Raw genomic sequence first — 15224 nt, forward strand, 5'->3', positions numbered from 1 at the left:
CTGGCTGCTGCTGCGCAATCCAGAAAACGTCCCGGAAGAGCAACGGCCCAAGCTTGAAGAACTACTGGCAGCGAACAAAGCCTTGATGACCACATACATCATGAAGGCTAGTTTGAAGGAACTATGGGAACCCAGCGGGGCTTGGCAATGTCGCTGCCGCTGGAAAACTTGGCTGCGCATGGCTGCTGAGAGTGAGATTGAGTCACTGAGCCGCTTCGCAAGGCGCTTGAAGACCTACTGGAGAGGCATACTGGCCCGCGTGCGCTGGCCTATGCATACCGGCCAGCTTGAGGGTATCAACAACCGGATCAAGGTAATGAAACGGATGGCCTATGGCTACCGCGACTCCGACTTCTTTTTCCTGAAGATCAAAGCCGCGTTTCCCGGAAATCCGTGAAGAACCTTTTTTTTGCTGTAGCTTGCTAGCGCCAGGTCGGTGTCCCCATGGTCGAAGAATAGCTTCGGGCCTGGCCGCGCCGGCCCAGCCAGCCCACCACACCCAAGCCAATCAGCAGCATCCCATATGTCGCCGGTTCCGGCACTGCTGAAGGAATCATCAAGGCAAGTGTGCAACCGAGGTCGCCGCAGATTTCCCCTCCGACCGTACCGTTGTCGCTGATAGCAAACACCTGGGTGAGTGTGGAGCCGGTTGTCTGCGAGACGACGAGACTCAGATCCACCACCTGGCCGAGCCTGTTGTATAGCATGAAGCCTTCTTCAGACTCCCCGAGTATGGTACCGGTGCTGTTCATGTCGGCCACCGAGCGCGTGAAAATCCCGCTCAGGTCCGTCGTCACGCCGTCGTGGTAAAGGAAACCCTTGGCCGTGCCATTGGGGAGATAAGCTGTCCCGAGCACCGATCCGTCGTCGGCGACGCTCAACGCGGCGCTGGCTGTGGCGCCCGCCGGCACGCCGAGGTCGGTCATAACGCCGTCTTTGTAAATAAAGGCATGCGTGGCGAAATTGGAGTCGCTGGTATGTGAATTCCCAACGATCACGCCAGCGTCGTTGATGTCGGTGGCAAACGAATCGCGGCCGCCCAGCGTCCCCAGTTCGGTTACAGCGCCATTGTTGTACACCATGGCATGGTAGCTGAACACGCCGGTATTCATGGCGTAGCCCACGGCCACGCCGTGGTTGTTGATGGCAAGCGCTGTGGATGAGCGGCCATCGTTGAGCAGGGTGCTTGTCTGTCCATTGGCCAGCAGCGCGGCCGTGCCGCCGGGCGCGGTGCCTGCCATGACGCCGGCATCGTTGATGTCATGGATATTGGCAAGCTGGCTTCCGAGGTAAGCGGTCCCGTGCTTATCGAACAGAAAAGGGGCGCCTGGCAATTCCGGCCCGAAGCTCACATACCCGGTTACCTGGTTGCTGTTGTTGATGGCGGAGATCGTGCCACCGGAGCTGTACTGCCACTCCGTCATGATATTGATGTAGTTGAACGTGTAGGGGTCGGCCTGGGCTATGGCTGGCAATAACAAGGCCAGCACTACTGCTTGCGCACGCGCGGCGTAACTTGCGAGTTTCATGTCCATCTCCTGTTCAGGGGCCCCTCACGGGTGGACTGGCCATAGTAGCGCGCCGGACAAGCGCATGATTGCTTTGTTGCCCGGTTTTCCTATTTATTCGCGATGTGATTTTCTGTGATAAGTGTGCGCATCAAACAGTGCTATCGATATTGCCCCATCGGCCGGCGGTTCTTGCTCAGCCTGGCCAGGCGTTCCTAGCCGCGCAACGAGCAAGGACGAGAAGCTGCTTACTCCGACCCGGATGCTTTCTTCGTCCACTTGAAAATCCGGAGCATGGTTCATCGCAATAAGACCTTTCCCGGCATTTGATCCGCCGAGGAAAAAGTACACACCCGGAATTTTCTGTTGAAAGTAGGCGAAGTCATCATTGAAGAACGGTACCTGCCCAAAAGTTGGCCTGACAGCACCGACGCTGCGGCTTCGCTGCAGTGTGCGGATGGCAAAGCGCGTCAGTGCGGCGTTGTTGAGCACAGTGGGATTCTCCTGTACGTACGACACGGAAACTAATTGGCGCTTGTGGCCGCTGGCATCAATCACGCGCTCGACGCGAGAAATGATGCCCCCCAACTGCGATGCGGTTGTCTCATATAAATTGAAGTCGAGAACAAGGTCTCCGTTTTCGGTGCGAGCGTCGAAGGTCGCATCCATGATCAGGTAGTCCTGGAACGCATTACTCGGCGACGTCAATCCGATCGCAGGATCGCTAATATCCTGAAGCTGCCAAGGCTTCGCGCCAGTCCGGCTCCGGGACAGCTCACTGTTCAGGTTCTTCGTCAACTGCACGATGTCCACCTTCGACAATTCGTTTTTCAGCCTGATGCTGACTCGCCGCGCATATGCATACATCTCGTCCGCCCGGACCACTATCTGTCCAACGGGCAATGGCGCAACGTGCAGGCCGTAGATCTCATCCGGTGTGATGGACGAGAAAATGCCCCGGTCCATCAGGGCCTTTGCGCCCTTGAAGGTCTCCTCTTCCGGCTGGAACACGAAGACAACCGTTCCATGCAAGGAGTCCCGCTGCTTCGCAAGGACCTCTGCGATGCCTAGAGCAATCGCGATGTGGACATCGTGTCCGCATGCATGGTGAACACCGGGATTCTGCGACCTGAAGAGCGCTGGATCACGGAAATCGCCAGGAAGCGCATCAAGCTCGGCTCGCCATGCAACCGTCTTTCCCGGATGCCCGCCGCGCAGTATTCCGATAACGCTGTGTCCGTATTGCCCAGCCTGAACTTCCAGTCCGATTGCAATTAAGTGCGCGGATATTGTCGCTGCAGTTCGAGATTCATGGCCCGCAACTTCAGGGTGCTGGTGGATATCTCGCCTGACGGCGACTAGCTTCTCAAAAAGGCCATCAGTCTGCACCTGAATCGCATCCGGGGCAGTGCGCTGGCTTGGGTTATGTTGGCATCCGCCGATTAGCAGTCCGAAGATACTTGAGAAAATTATTAGAAGTTTCATGGTGATGGGCTTCACGGGGATTAGGGCATAAGTGCATCTGGTGAATTGAGTATGTCAGGTCGTCAATTCACTTGGCAGCCCAACTGGGATGAATTGCAGCTCGGAGCCGATGAACTGCAGCTCGCGGCGATAAACCGCAGGCTTGCAGAAGCCATAACGGTATGGACCAGAAGATGAGTGGGATTCTTTACGCGTGGTGATATCGGCAGGAAATGATGAGGAGCGCGTCCTCATGCACTTGGTACTCCAGCCGGTTTGACTCGTCGATGCGCCTGGACCAGCAACCGCTCAGGCTGGTGTAATGATCGAGAGACATGACTACCGCGTCCGGCGCATCTCTACGCGAGATGATGGTGACGTCCGCATCCTCAAGCACTTGGTCGATGACAGCGCGAAGGCTGTTGCGGGCATCAGAAAAGTTGATGATCCTCATTCGTACTCCCTTCTACCAAGTGGTCAACATACGGCACGTTGTACAGGTTTGAGTGTGCCGCGATTTTCGCAGATAGCAAGGGCGGAAGGCCTTCATCTGGTCCTACGGCAGTGTTGCCTTTTTACTAGCTTGCCGATAAGGAAAATGGTATCGTTGCGAACTAATTTCCTATCGTCATTGCTGCCCTCCTCACATGCATACGTCCTCCCGTCCGTCCCTGTCCGTCCTTTCCTCCACCATCGCCGCGCTGCTTCTGAGTTGGCAAGCGCAGGCTCAGACAACCGAGGCCACGCCGCCGAAAGCCAAGGAAGAAGCGAAGCCGGCTGCGGCCAAGCTGGCCGCGCAGCCTGCGGCTCAGCCCGCGCCTGCAACCCAGGAGGTGCCGCCGGCAGCGGTTGTGAATGTGGTCAGCGAGCGGCAGAGCAACCGCATCGACCGCCAAGTGTACGACGTCAAGGCCGACGCCAGCACGGCGGGCGCCTCGGTGGGCGACGTGCTCAACAACGTGCCCTCCGTGAGCGTGGACCCCAACGGCACGGTGCGGCTGCGCGGCAGCGAGCGCGTCACCGTGCTGGTCGACGGCAAACCGACCGCCCAGATGCAAGGTGAGAACCGCGCCGCAGCCATCAATGCGTTGCCGGCCGAGAACTTCGAGTCGGTGCAGGTGATTAACAACCCGGGCGCGGAATTTGGCAACGAAGCGGGCGGCGGCCCCATCCTCAACCTGATCTCGCGCCGCTACACCAAGCCGGGCGGCAATGGCACCGTCGCCGGCAACGTCGGCCCGGCAGGGCGCAAGAACGCCTTCGCCAACGGCAGCTACAGCGCCGGTTATGCGTCGGTGAACGGCACGTTCAACTACCGCCGCGACGGCAATGAGACCGACACCGAGAGCACGCGCGAGCGCATCGATCCGGCGAGCGGCAGCGTCAGCCGTTTGCGCCAGACCGCGCAGCGCAGCGGACTCACCGACTTCATCCAGGGTGGCGTAGGTGGCCGCTACAATTTCAACGAGCGCGACACGCTAACCGGCTCGCTGTCCTTGAACAAGCGCGGCAATGACTCCCGCAGCAGCGAGCACCTGACGGACTTCGGCACCGGCAGCGCGCCCCTGGTGGATTACCTGACCCGCCGCAGCGCCAGCGGCGACGCCCTCAACCACGAAGTGGTGGCCGGCTGGGAGCGGCGCTTCAGCACCGACGGCGAAAGCTTGAAGGCCGACCTGCGGCATTCGTCCAACACCAACAATGTGGACACGGCGGCCATGTACCAGCCTGTCCTGCTGCCAGCGGGCGGACCGGTGCTGCGCAACTACACCCAGAACGTGGAAACCCGCGTGCGCCTGACCGACCTGAGCACGGACTATTCGGGCAAGGCCGGCCCCGGCTTCCTGACTGCGGGCGCCCGCTGGCAGCGCACGCGCCAGTCCAGCGATTACCGCTACCTGTTCCTGGACAACGGCGCTGTGGACACGAAGCGCAGCAATCTGTTCGACCTGGAGCAGGATGTCACCGCCGCCTACTCGACCTATGAATTGCCGATCAATGCGCTGTGGTCCTTCAAGGGCGGCCTGCGCGTGGAGCACACCGAACTGAACCTTGACCAGGTGACCACCAACGTCCAGGCCGGCAACAGCTACACCAACTACCTGCCCAGCCTGTTCCTGACCTACAAGCTGGACAAGTTCTCGAACCTGCGCTTCTCGTACTCGGACCGCATCTCGCGCCCGGCCTCGGGCGACCTGAACCCCTTCGTCAACTACGTCAACGAATACGCCGTCACGTCCGGCAATCCGCGCCTGCATCCGGTCAAGCTGCACTCGCTGGAGCTGGGCTACGAGACCAAGATCATGGGCCTGATGCCCGCCAGCCTGCGCGGCTACATGCGCCACGAGTCGGACGTCATTACCGAGCGCCGCACCTTCATCAGCCCCACGGCGCTGCTGACCACCAAGGCAAACGAGGGTGACCGCCAGGCGGGCGGCGTGGAGTTCTCCATCATGGCCATGGTGCCGCCGAACATGAAGTGGAACGGCATCTCGCTGCCCGCCATCCGCTTTATGTTCAATGGTAACTGGGGCTTTATCGAGCAGGACCGCCTGGGCACGCTCGGCGTGAGCGGCGAGAAGCGCCGCACGCCGTCCCTGCACCTGCAGGGCGGGGCGCAGTGGACGATCACGCCGGAAGACACGCTGACCTTCATGACTTTCCGCCAGGGCAAGCAGTTGTCGGGCGAAGGCTACCGCGAGCCGTTCAGCATCGTGAACCTGGCGCTGGAGCACAAGTTCTCGCCGCGCCTGTCGCTCAATATCCGCGCCAATGATGTGTTGCAGACCACCGACCAGCGCTTCCGCGTCGACACCGCCACCCTGCGCGAACGCACCGACGTGCAGGTGCACCAGCGGCGCCTCTACATGGGCCTGCGCTACACCTTCGGCGGCGTGACCGGCAACGACGCGGTACGCAATGCGATGCAGGCGGCCGGCATGAATCCGGACAGCCAGGCGGCGAAAGACGCGATGCGCATGATGCAAGGGCAGCAAAGCCAGCAGGATAAGCCGACCCAACCGGAGAAACCTGCGCCTGAGAAAAAGAATTAAGGGGAAGGGCAGCCCTGCCTGCCGGCTGGCAGGACAGGGCGCCATCAGGGAAGGCTCAGAACTTGTACTGCAGGTTGGCGAACATCGAGCGGCCGCGCGGGTCGCCGTAGGTCGGATCCCACGTCACTTCAAAGTAGCGCGACTGGTTGGTGAACGGCGGCGGCGTGTCTGCCAGGTTGATGACGCCGGCGCGCAGTTTGAGCTGCTTGGTGAACGCGTAGCTGCCCGTCAGATCCCACAGCGAATAGGCTTTCACCTTGCGGTCGTTCCAGCCCGGGTCGGCCAGGCCCGGCACGTTCTGGTCGGTATAGCTGGAGAAGAAGGTGTTGCCCAGGCTTAGGTTGACCGGACCCTGGGTCCAGTCCAGATTGACCTTGTGACGCCAGCGCTGCACGGCCTTGTCATCGCGGAATACGCCCAGGCCATCGGCCATCGGTGAGTTTGGATCGGACTGGAATTTGTACTGTGTGACCAGCGTGCCGTTCAGGCTGGCGCTGAAGCGGCCCATGGAGGTCGCATCGCCGCGCCAGTTCACCGCGATATCGAGGCCCGAGGTGTTGAGCTTGCCACGGTTTTCTTTCTTGAACTGCAGGTAGGAAACCAAACCGTCCTCGTCGCGCACCACGATTTTCGGATCGTTGTAGTAGACCGGGTTGTCGAACACGGTCTGCTCGCCGATTTCCGAAATGATGTCGGTTTTTCGGATGATCCAGTAGTCCAGACTGGCGTTCCAGTTCTGGTTAGGTTCCACGACCAGGCCGGCCGAGAACTGTTTGGACTTTTCCGGCTTCAGCTTTGGATTGCCGTAGCGGTCCAGATCGAACTGGGCAACTTCGCCCGACACCGGGTCTTTCACGAAGCTGGCCGTGGTGCCGGAACGTACCGGCAGGAACAGTTCGGCAATCGACGGCGCGCGGAAGCCGGTGCCGTAGGAAGCGCGGCCCAGCACTTCCTTGTTCGGACGGTAGCTCACGGCGATTTTCGGATTGGTGGTGCTCAGTTGCGGCGCGGACAACTTGGTCAGCGGATCGTGCACGGCCTTGTAGCGGTCATGGCGGATCGCGAACTGGCCTTCCCATTCCTTGCTGAAGGGCGCATTGATCTCGGTGTAGATGCCGGCGATGTCGCGCGAGTTGGACGAGTCGGCCAGCAATTCGTCGGAGCTGGCGCGGTCGCCCTGGACGTCGTTGGTGCGCAGCGCTTCGGTGGAGGTGAACGCGGTCTTCTCGCGCCGCAGTTCGGCGCCCACGGCCAGCATGACATCGCCGCCGGGCAGCGCCATCAGCGAGCGCGTCAGCTTGCCGTCCACGCTGTCGCTGGTGCCTTTGGAAATGCGCGCCGCGCCGTTGATCTTGATCGAATCCATGAACTTGCGGCCCGAGTCGTCCGTGGCCGGGACAAAGGGGTTGTACTTGCCGCTGGCGATGCCTGCCAGCATCTTGGTGCGCGACACCCAGCCGTCGATATCCAGGTCGGTGGCCTTGTTCACGCTGTGGTTGTAGGCCGCGTCGTATTCCCAGTCGCCTGCCTTGCCGGCCGCGCCCACCACGAATCGCGACGCTTTGCTCGTCACCTCCGAGGTGCGGCGGCCGGCGTCCGACAGGCGGAAGCGGAAGGTGACGGGGGTGGTGATGCCGGTCTTGGCTTGCAGATCGGCTGGCAGGAGGATGCCGTTGCTGGCGCTGATGCTGCTGGAGGTGGCGGGCGAGGCGGCGTAGCTGGTCTCGGCTTTGCTCAGCAAAACTTCCGCAAACACCTGGTGGTTGTCGCCCACCAGCGCGGTGGCGCGGCCGACGAAGCTCTGTTTTTTGGACTCCGGATAGACTTCCGAGTCGCCCATATAGTTGAACGAGCAGCCTTCCGAACCGCCGGGGCCGAGCGGACGCACCACGTTCGGACTGCCGTTCACGCAGCTGCTCCTGCCGAAATTGACGCGCCGCCCCTGCGATGGCACATAGGTGCCGCCGGGGCCGGCGCCCTTCAGGTAGCCCGACTTGTTCAGGGTCGCCAGCTGGGCGGCGGTCAGGTCGACGTTGGCCGGGAAGGAGTAGCTCGACAGCTGCGGCGACAAGCGGTCGGGCAGGCTGTATTCCTGCATGAATTCGCGTTGCGAGCTGGCCAGCCTGTCCGTCCGCTGCAGGTCCAGCGCGCCGAACACATTGAAACGGTCGGTGCTCAAGGCGCCAAAGCCGCCGGACAGCGACGCGGACTTTTTGCCGCCGCCGCCTTCGTCGGTGCCCAGCGCATACAGGCTGGCATCGCCGCCCTGGTAATCCTTGCGGGTGATGAAGTTGATCACGCCGCCCATGGCGTCGGTGCCGTAGATCGCCGACGCGCCGTCCTTGAGCACTTCCACGCGCTGGATGGCGCCGGCCGGAATGTTGTTCAGGTCGACCCCGGAATTGTCGCCGGGGCTGGCGAAGTTGGCCATGCGGCGGCCGTTCAGCAGCACCAGCGTGCTCGAGACGCCCAGGCCGCGCAGGTTGGCGCCGTTAAAGCCACGCTGGCCGCCCATGACGTCGCTGACGCTGGCGCCGTCGGTGAGGCCGCCCACATTCGAGGAGATCTTTTGCAGCAGTTCGGCTGCAGTGGTCACGCCGGACTTGTCGATATCTTCGCGCTTGATGATTTCGACCGGCAGCGCCGCCTCGCCCTCGATGCGCTTGATACTGGAGCCGGTAATTTCCACGCGCGGCATGGTTTGCGCGTAAACGCTCAAGCCCATGCTGCCGAGCGCGAGCAATACGGCATGGGTGCAGCGGGAGCGGCGGAATGCAGACGCCTTGTGCGTGCCAGGTATTTTCATGCGATCAGTCCTCGTAAGTGGTTTCAGTGTCTGAGCGTTGTGCGGCGCGCGGGCGCCAGGGCCTGCGCGGCTGGCTCAGTGTAAAAGCCGCGTCACATTGTTGCAAAAAAAGCAGTTGGCATGTGTTGCGGACTTTCCACAATGTGGGTGTTCTGTCGGTCCGCTACGCCGTCGTGGTGAGGGCAGCGGCAAGTATCAGTTTCATTTCCGCTCCATGGAGGAAGCTTGCGGGGGGGAAGCTGGCGCCGCTGCGGCGGCCGGCGCTGTCGATGGCAGGGCTGCCCGGCAGCAGCGAGAAATCGCCGTCCTTGCGGTTGGTGGACGGCAGCGCGAGCAGCGGGTCGGCGAAACGGTCGTTGGGGCCTTTGGCCTCCACCTGCGGGCTGCCGAAATACAGGTTGTGGTCGTAGCGCACGCCGGCCATCGGCTTGCCGTTCACCTGGCGGTACTTGTCGGCCACCACGATGTTGTTGAGGATGTTGATATTGGTCGCATCGTGCGCGCCGATATCGTACAGCCGCCACATCTGCTGGTTGCGCCACACCGTGTTGTTCACAATGTCGATGCGGGCCTTGTGCGAACGGAATACGTGGATGCCGGCGCCGCCGTTGTTGTAGGAAAGGTTCTCGACCAGGGTGGCGCCTGCATAGTCGTACAGGCTGTCGAGGATGATGCCGTTGCCGTCGCTGAACAGGTCCAGGTAGTACAAGCGCACCAGGCACTTGTTGTTGTAGACGCGGTTGTTGCGGATGATATTGTGGTAGCCGCTGGCCTGGTCGAAGTCGCGGCCGCGCAGCTGCGAGATGCCGGATCCGCCGTAGGGGCTGTACCAGGCGTTGTTGTAGACCTCGGAGTTCTCGATGGTGTAGTAGTCGGTGTCCATCATATTGATGCCGCCGGTGCCGAAGTCGCGCACCACCAGGTTGCTCAGCACGTAGTGGTGGTGGAACTCCTTCTTGCCCCGGAAGTCGGCGCTGATGCCGTTTGCGCTGCACAGGGGGCTGATGCGCTGGTAGGCCTTCGGCAAGCTCCGTGGCTTGGCCTGGGGCTTTTTCGGCGCGCTGGCCGCGCCCGGTCCCTGGTCCGGTGTGGCGTCGTCCATCGCGGCGTTCATTTCGCCCTCGGCCTTCCACGCGGCCAGGCTGGCCTTGAGGTCCATCTCGCCGTTCGCTTCCGCATCGGCCTGGCGCACGTTGCCGTTGTTGCCGGTCAGCGTCAGGCCATCGATCTTGATGTAGGACGCGTTCAGCAGGATCGCGTGCCACACGCCCTGCGCCACCAGTTCCGGCCTGGCGCCGGGATAGGCGCGCCAGGTGATCCACGCATCGGGCTTGCCCGAGCTGCGGATTTCCAGCAGGGCGGTGGCGTCCTTTTCGCTCCTGGCGCTGCGGTAGGTGCCGGCCATGACCCAGACCGTGTCGCCCGGCTTGAGCGCGCCGTCCGCGTGCTGCAAGGTCAGGAAGGGCGTGTTGGGGCTTTTGCCGTCGTTCTTGTCGTTGCCGTTTTCGGAAACGTAGAAATCGGCGCTGTGGGCGAGACTGCAGGCGAACAGGCTGCCCAGCAGGAGGGGCAGCAGGCGGATGGAGGTCTTCATGTCGGCATTCGGGAAAAGGTTGAGCGGCGCGGGGAGACTGGTGCGGGCATCGCGAATTCTAATTGCGGCCCAAGCCGCTGTGCGGGAAGTGCGCTTAGAAAGCAAGGAAACATAAAGGCGTCTGTCAAGTTTCATAATTTGAGGGGCGGCTGCCCCGCAGCCTGCATGCCTTCCACGCGCGCGGCAGCACTGCGCCGCCCGCGCTAGTCCGCTGCGCGCAGCAGGCCGGCGCGCCAGCGGGGCTGGCCGGGAGGGTAGGCGCCCACGTAGTCCTTGGCCAGCGGCGCGCCTTTCAGGCGGTAGTCGCCTGCCGCCGGGTTGACAAAGCTTGGCGCCGCCACCGTCTCGGAAGGAAGCAGCGGCTGCCCCAGCACGGTGTCCATGCCGCCGTTGATGCTGTAGTACTGGTTGCCTTCGCGCGTGCGCGGCGCAATGCCCAGCTTGCGGTCCGGTCCCTTGCACAGGCGCTGGCTTGCATCCACCACGAACAGGTTGCGGCTGACGTGGAACTCGTCGTCGCCCTTGTCATTGAAGCTCCAGAACACGGTGGACAAGGGGAATTCGGCTTCCTTGCGGATATGCGGCAGGCGGGTACGCCGCACGGTGTTGTTGCGGATTTCGATATTCTTTACGCGGGAAGCGCCGACGAATTTATCCACGTCGTCGCTGACGTTATGGTCTATCAGCACGTCATTGCTCCTGCCCACCGCGATCTCCAGGAAGCCGCCTTTCACATTGCGCGACTGGTTGTGGTGGATATGGATGTGGTGGTCGCGGAATGCGGCCCGACGATGGCGATGGCGATCGCGCCCCATTGCTCCGTGATCTTGGCCGCGTCGTGGAAGTAGTTGTGCGTCACCACCGAGTGGCTGCCGCGCACGCGCACGCCGACCGCCGCGTTGGAAAACTCGTTGTTGCGTATCAGGACATGGGACGCGTCCTTGTCCACGAACAGCGCCGCCAGCTGGGTGACGTTCTTGTGCTGCTGGCTGCCCAGCACTTCGATGGAGCGGCCGTAGCTCTCCGCGAAATAGGGGTTCATCAGGCGCGGCGCGCAGCCCTTGCCGTAGGCCGTGACTGAGATGGGCGCGGCCTCGGTGCCGGAACTGCGCAGTGTCAGCGTGCCGGTGAAGGCGTCGCCGCGCGCCAGCCGCAGCGTGTCGCCGGGCGCCAGGGGCGCGGCGCTGGCCCGTTCCAGGGTGCGCCAGGGCTTGGCGCGGGTGCCGGGACTGGCGTCGTCGCCTGCCGCGCTGAGGGGCGGGCCGGATTAAGGCCCGCCGCTTCCCCGCTTTCTTTAGAGCGCCTCCACCACCAACTGCTGGTTGGTCACGCCCAGGCCGGCGATATAGACCAGCAGCCGCGCGTCAAAGTAGCTGTTGGCCGGCACCGTGTAGGTGCCGATCACCTGGCGCGGCTGGGTGGGCGTGGTCCACAAGTCCAGCTTGACGCCGTTGAAGCTGGCCGGCGAACTGAAGGTGAACGACGGCGTGTTGGTCGCCGCCGTGTAGCTCGATGCGAAGGAGATGCGCACATCGCGCGCGGCGCTGGTGGTGTTGAACAGGCGCAGCGTGGTGTCGAATTTGTGGCCGTAGTTGCCGAAGGTGCGGGTAGCCGAATCGGACAGCCGCGTGTCGGCAGCCACGGTCTGCTCATGCAGATGGCTGTTGTACTTGGCCGTGGTGTCGAAGGAGAAACCGATGTACTGGCCGCTGCCGGCCGGCAGCACCACATTGGTCAGCCCCGTCATTTCGGACGCGGCATACACGCCGCCTTCGCGGCCATAGGTATTGGGACCGGTAGAGTAGATGTCGCCCGGCGCCGCCGCGCCCTGGCTCTTGTTGATGGCGTCGGACGTGGTGCCGGTGGTGGTGACCACGGTGTAGAGGTAGACGCCGCCGGTGGTGCAGATTTCAAAGCGGCCGTCCGCCATGTTGTTGGCCGACATGGCCACCTTGGCGATCTCCGTGGCCTGCAGCGAGGCCACGGCGCGGTTGCTGAAGTTGACCGCGTAGCTGCCGTCGCGCCAGTCCTTGGACACGTAGTAACTCTGGCCCGTGCCCTTGCCGTTCAGCGGCTTGGTGGCGTTGGTGTAGGCCGAACCTTTCGCCGAGAGCGTTACGCCGCCCGCTTGCGGATTGGAGGCCAGCAGGTGCACATAGGCGGTGCCTCCGGTCTGGTTGATGTGGAAGAAGTAGGCGCTGCTGCAGCCGGTGAGCTGGTTGGCCTGGCCGCCGCGCGTGGCGTCGGTGCGGCTGTTCTGCATCAGCCAGCCGGTGCCGGTGAAGATTTCGGGGTTGTTACTCTTCCAGAATTTGTTTCCGCCCGCTGCGATGGTCAGTGGCGCGAGCTGGTCGTCCGCCACCTTGGCATTCGTGCCCAGCGTCCCGAAGTACCATACCTGCGCAGGGTCCTGGGCCGGCGGAGCCACCGGGTCCTGCACCCAGGCCACGTGCGGCGCGAAGAAGTAGCCGGTGCTGAAGGCGCAGCCTGCGAGCGGTGTGTCCAGCGTGGCGGCGTAGTGGTTGGCGACAACCGGGGAGGCGCTGCCCGCGCCCAGCATGCTGCCGGCGTTGACCCAGCATTTGTCCGCCGCCGCCAGCGTGGACGAGTCGGCGGTGGTGCGCTTGAACCAGGTGGACGTGTCGACCCGCACCACGTCCGCCATGGCGGGGATGGCTGCCAGGCCGAGGCAGGCCGCCAGCATTGCTATGTATCGCTGCGTTTTCTTCATACCTTCTCCAATCTGCTGAACATCAGACGTCAAAGGGCCGGACCCGGCATCCGGCCGATGGAACGCGTGGTCGCCCGCCGGCACGCGCTTGCAGCGCCCTCACGTGCTGGGATGCACGGTGATGGCGTAATGAGTGGAAAAGGTGGCGCCGGCGGCCAGTTCGACTATGCCGGGCTTGTCGCGCAGTTCGCCGGAGACGGCGGCGCTGTCGTCATAGCCATGCCAGGGTTCGATGCAGATGTAGGAGGCGCCGGGCCGGGACCATATGCCCAGGTCGGGGGCGCCGCCGGTGTCGAGCACCAGCCGGGTGGCGCCGTCCGCGCGCGCCAGCGCCACATGCCGCGCATGCATCTGCGTGAAGATCAGGGCGTCGTCGTCGAACAGTCCGGGGGACAGCGGCAGGCTGTTGCCGGGGCCAAGGGAATAGGGGCGGGATGCAGCGCCCAGCAAGGGGCCATCGAGCTGGCGCACTTGCTGTGGCGATTCGGAAAACAGCAGGCGCCAGCTGGCGCCGCCATCCTGGGGTAGCCTGAATCCCGGATGCGAGCCGAGAGAGAAGTACATGTTTTCGGCGCCGGTGTTGTGGACGTTGTAGACCACGCGCAGGCAGTTCTTTTCGAGCGTGAAGCGCACGGTCAATGTGAACGCAAACGGATAGCAGGCCAGCGTGGCCGGCGTACTTTGCAGTTCCAGCAGCACGCTGTCTGCTTGCGTCTCCCGTACTGCAAAGCGGCAGTGGCGCGCAAAGCCGTGTATGGGCAGCTCGTAGCGCTTGCCTGCGTGGCGGTAGCCGCCGTCCTTCAAGCGGCCCACCACAGGGAACAGGATGGGCGCGCTGTCCTCCCACACGGCGGGATCGCGCTGCCACAGATATTCCTCGCCGCCGGCGTCGGCCAGGCTGCGCAGCTCCGCGCCGCGCAGCGCCACGACACAGTGCAGCAGGCCGTTCGCGAGACTTACCTGGTCCATCAGCGCGTGCCTGCCGCTTTGGGCGCGGAGATGGTGCGGCCCGCGTCGTCAAACAGGTAGACCATGCCGGGCAAGGGCGTGAGCGATATGCTGTCTCCCGCCAACGGCGCATGGGCGGCGCGCGTTTCCACGCACAGCGTGTGCTGGCCGCAAACCGCGTGGATATAGCTGCTTGCACCCAGCCGTTCAACCACGGTCACGGTTGCCAGGAGCAGGCCGTCGCCGCCTATCTGCCAGTGTTCGGGGCGCACGCCGGCCTTGCAGGCGCCGCCCGCCGCCGCGCCTTGCGCTGCCAGCGCGCAGTCCAGCAGCGCGCCGCCGTCCAACGTGATGGCGGCGTTCGCGCCTTCCGCGCGGTACTGGCCCGCCAGCATATTCATCGCGGGCGCACCGACGAAACCTGCGACGAATTCGTTGCAGGGATTGGCGTACAGGTCGAGCGGATGGCCCACCTGTTCTATCCGGCCCGCGCGCAGCACCACCATTTTGTCGGCCAAGGTCATGGCTTCCACCTGGTCGTGCGTGACGTAGACCATGGTTTTGCCCAGCTCGCGGTGCAGCGCACTGATCTCGATGCGCATGCGCAGGCGCAGCTCGGCGTCCAGGTTGGACAGCGGCTCGTCGAACAGGAACACGGAGGGCTCCTGCACCAGGGCGCGGCCGATGGCCACGCGCTGGCACTGGCCGCCTGACAGTTCGGCGGGCTTGCGCTCCATGTAGGGCTGCAGCTGCAGGATGGCGGCGGCGCGTTCCAGCTTGGCGGCGATGACGGCTCTGTCCACCTTGCGCATGCGCATGCCGAAGCTCAGGTTCTGGCGCACCGTCATGTGCGGGTAAAGCGCGTAGGACTGGAACACCATGGCCACGTCGCGCGCGCTCGGGGCGGAGCGGGTAACGTCCATGCCGCCGATGCGGATGCTGCCTTCGGATACGTCCTCCAGGCCTGCGATCATGCGCAGCAGCGTGGACTTGCCGCAGCCCGAGGGGCCGACGAAGACGACGAATTCGCCCGCTTCCACCTCGAGGTCCACGCCGTGGATGGTCTGGTGCGCGCCGAAGCGCTTCTTGATGCCTTGCAGAGAAAGTGTAGACATGCGTA

At 63.2% G+C, this 15224-nt stretch carries 13 protein-coding genes; 3 read left to right on the forward strand and 10 right to left on the reverse strand.

The window, feature by feature from the left end:
• On the forward strand, positions 1-397 hold a 397-nt coding region (locus GTP77_RS05195; protein ID WP_161071125.1), incomplete at its 5' end, for a transposase.
• Between the two features lie 25 nt (positions 398-422).
• Here the strand turns inward: GTP77_RS05195 and GTP77_RS05200 are convergent.
• The 3 genes from GTP77_RS05200 to GTP77_RS05210 all read right to left on the reverse strand — a co-directional run bounded on the left by GTP77_RS05200 (position 423) and on the right by GTP77_RS05210 (position 3426).
• Entirely contained in the window at positions 423-1529 is a 1107-nt protein-coding gene (locus GTP77_RS05200; RefSeq protein ID WP_161071126.1) for an HAF repeat-containing PEP-CTERM protein, read from the reverse strand.
• Between the two features lie 93 nt (positions 1530-1622).
• A complete protein-coding gene (locus GTP77_RS05205; protein ID WP_161071127.1) occupies positions 1623-2993 on the reverse strand; it encodes a M20 metallopeptidase family protein in 1371 nt (456 codons plus the stop codon).
• Between the two features lie 187 nt (positions 2994-3180).
• Positions 3181-3426 carry a type II toxin-antitoxin system prevent-host-death family antitoxin gene (locus tag GTP77_RS05210; RefSeq protein ID WP_161071128.1) on the reverse strand — a complete coding sequence of 82 codons (246 nt, stop codon included), beginning with the start codon at positions 3424-3426 and terminating at the stop codon, positions 3181-3183.
• Positions 3427-3619: 193 nt separating this feature from the next.
• On the opposite strand from GTP77_RS05210, the gene GTP77_RS05215 reads away from it, so the two are divergent.
• Positions 3620-6025 (forward strand): outer membrane beta-barrel family protein, encoded by a 2406-nt coding sequence (locus GTP77_RS05215; RefSeq protein ID WP_161071129.1) that lies wholly within the window; start codon positions 3620-3622, stop codon positions 6023-6025.
• Between the two features lie 55 nt (positions 6026-6080).
• Here GTP77_RS05215 and GTP77_RS05220 read toward each other — a convergent pair whose 3' ends face one another.
• From GTP77_RS05220 to GTP77_RS05235, 4 genes are all read right to left on the reverse strand, one after another.
• A complete protein-coding gene (locus tag GTP77_RS05220; RefSeq protein WP_161071130.1) occupies positions 6081-8831 on the reverse strand; it encodes a TonB-dependent receptor in 2751 nt (916 codons plus the stop codon).
• 163 nt (positions 8832-8994) lie between these two features.
• Positions 8995-10425 (reverse strand): right-handed parallel beta-helix repeat-containing protein, encoded by a 1431-nt coding sequence (locus GTP77_RS05225; RefSeq protein ID WP_161071131.1) that lies wholly within the window; start codon positions 10423-10425, stop codon positions 8995-8997.
• A gap of 203 nt (positions 10426-10628) precedes the next feature.
• On the reverse strand, positions 10629-11240 hold the full coding sequence (locus GTP77_RS05230; protein WP_161071132.1) for a hypothetical protein: 612 nt from the start codon (positions 11238-11240) through the stop codon (positions 10629-10631).
• Entirely contained in the window at positions 11156-11467 is a 312-nt protein-coding gene (locus tag GTP77_RS05235; RefSeq protein WP_161071133.1) for a hypothetical protein, read from the reverse strand. The genes GTP77_RS05230 and GTP77_RS05235 overlap by 85 nt, the downstream gene beginning before the upstream one ends.
• Positions 11468-11498: 31 nt before the next feature.
• On the opposite strand from GTP77_RS05235, the gene GTP77_RS05240 reads away from it, so the two are divergent.
• Entirely contained in the window at positions 11499-11696 is a 198-nt protein-coding gene (locus GTP77_RS05240) for a hypothetical protein (RefSeq protein WP_161071134.1), read from the forward strand.
• A gap of 23 nt (positions 11697-11719) precedes the next feature.
• On the opposite strand, the gene GTP77_RS05245 is transcribed toward GTP77_RS05240, so the two are convergent.
• The 3 genes from GTP77_RS05245 to GTP77_RS05255 all read right to left on the reverse strand — a co-directional run bounded on the left by GTP77_RS05245 (position 11720) and on the right by GTP77_RS05255 (position 15219).
• Positions 11720-13156, reverse strand: coding sequence for a DUF3370 family protein (locus GTP77_RS05245; RefSeq protein ID WP_161071135.1), 1437 nt, complete (start codon positions 13154-13156; stop codon positions 11720-11722).
• A gap of 99 nt (positions 13157-13255) precedes the next feature.
• The gene (locus GTP77_RS05250; protein ID WP_161071136.1) at positions 13256-14125 is read right to left on the reverse strand and encodes an aldose 1-epimerase family protein; all 870 of its coding nucleotides are present in this window, start codon (positions 14123-14125) and stop codon (positions 13256-13258) included.
• Positions 14125-15219 (reverse strand): ABC transporter ATP-binding protein, encoded by a 1095-nt coding sequence (locus GTP77_RS05255; protein ID WP_161071137.1) that lies wholly within the window; start codon positions 15217-15219, stop codon positions 14125-14127. The genes GTP77_RS05250 and GTP77_RS05255 overlap by 1 nt, the downstream gene beginning before the upstream one ends.
• Positions 15220-15224: the final 5 nt, after the last annotated feature.

This window comes from Pseudoduganella aquatica, from assembly GCF_009857595.1.
Classification (GTDB): Bacteria; Pseudomonadota; Gammaproteobacteria; order Burkholderiales; family Burkholderiaceae_D; genus Rugamonas; species Rugamonas aquatica_A.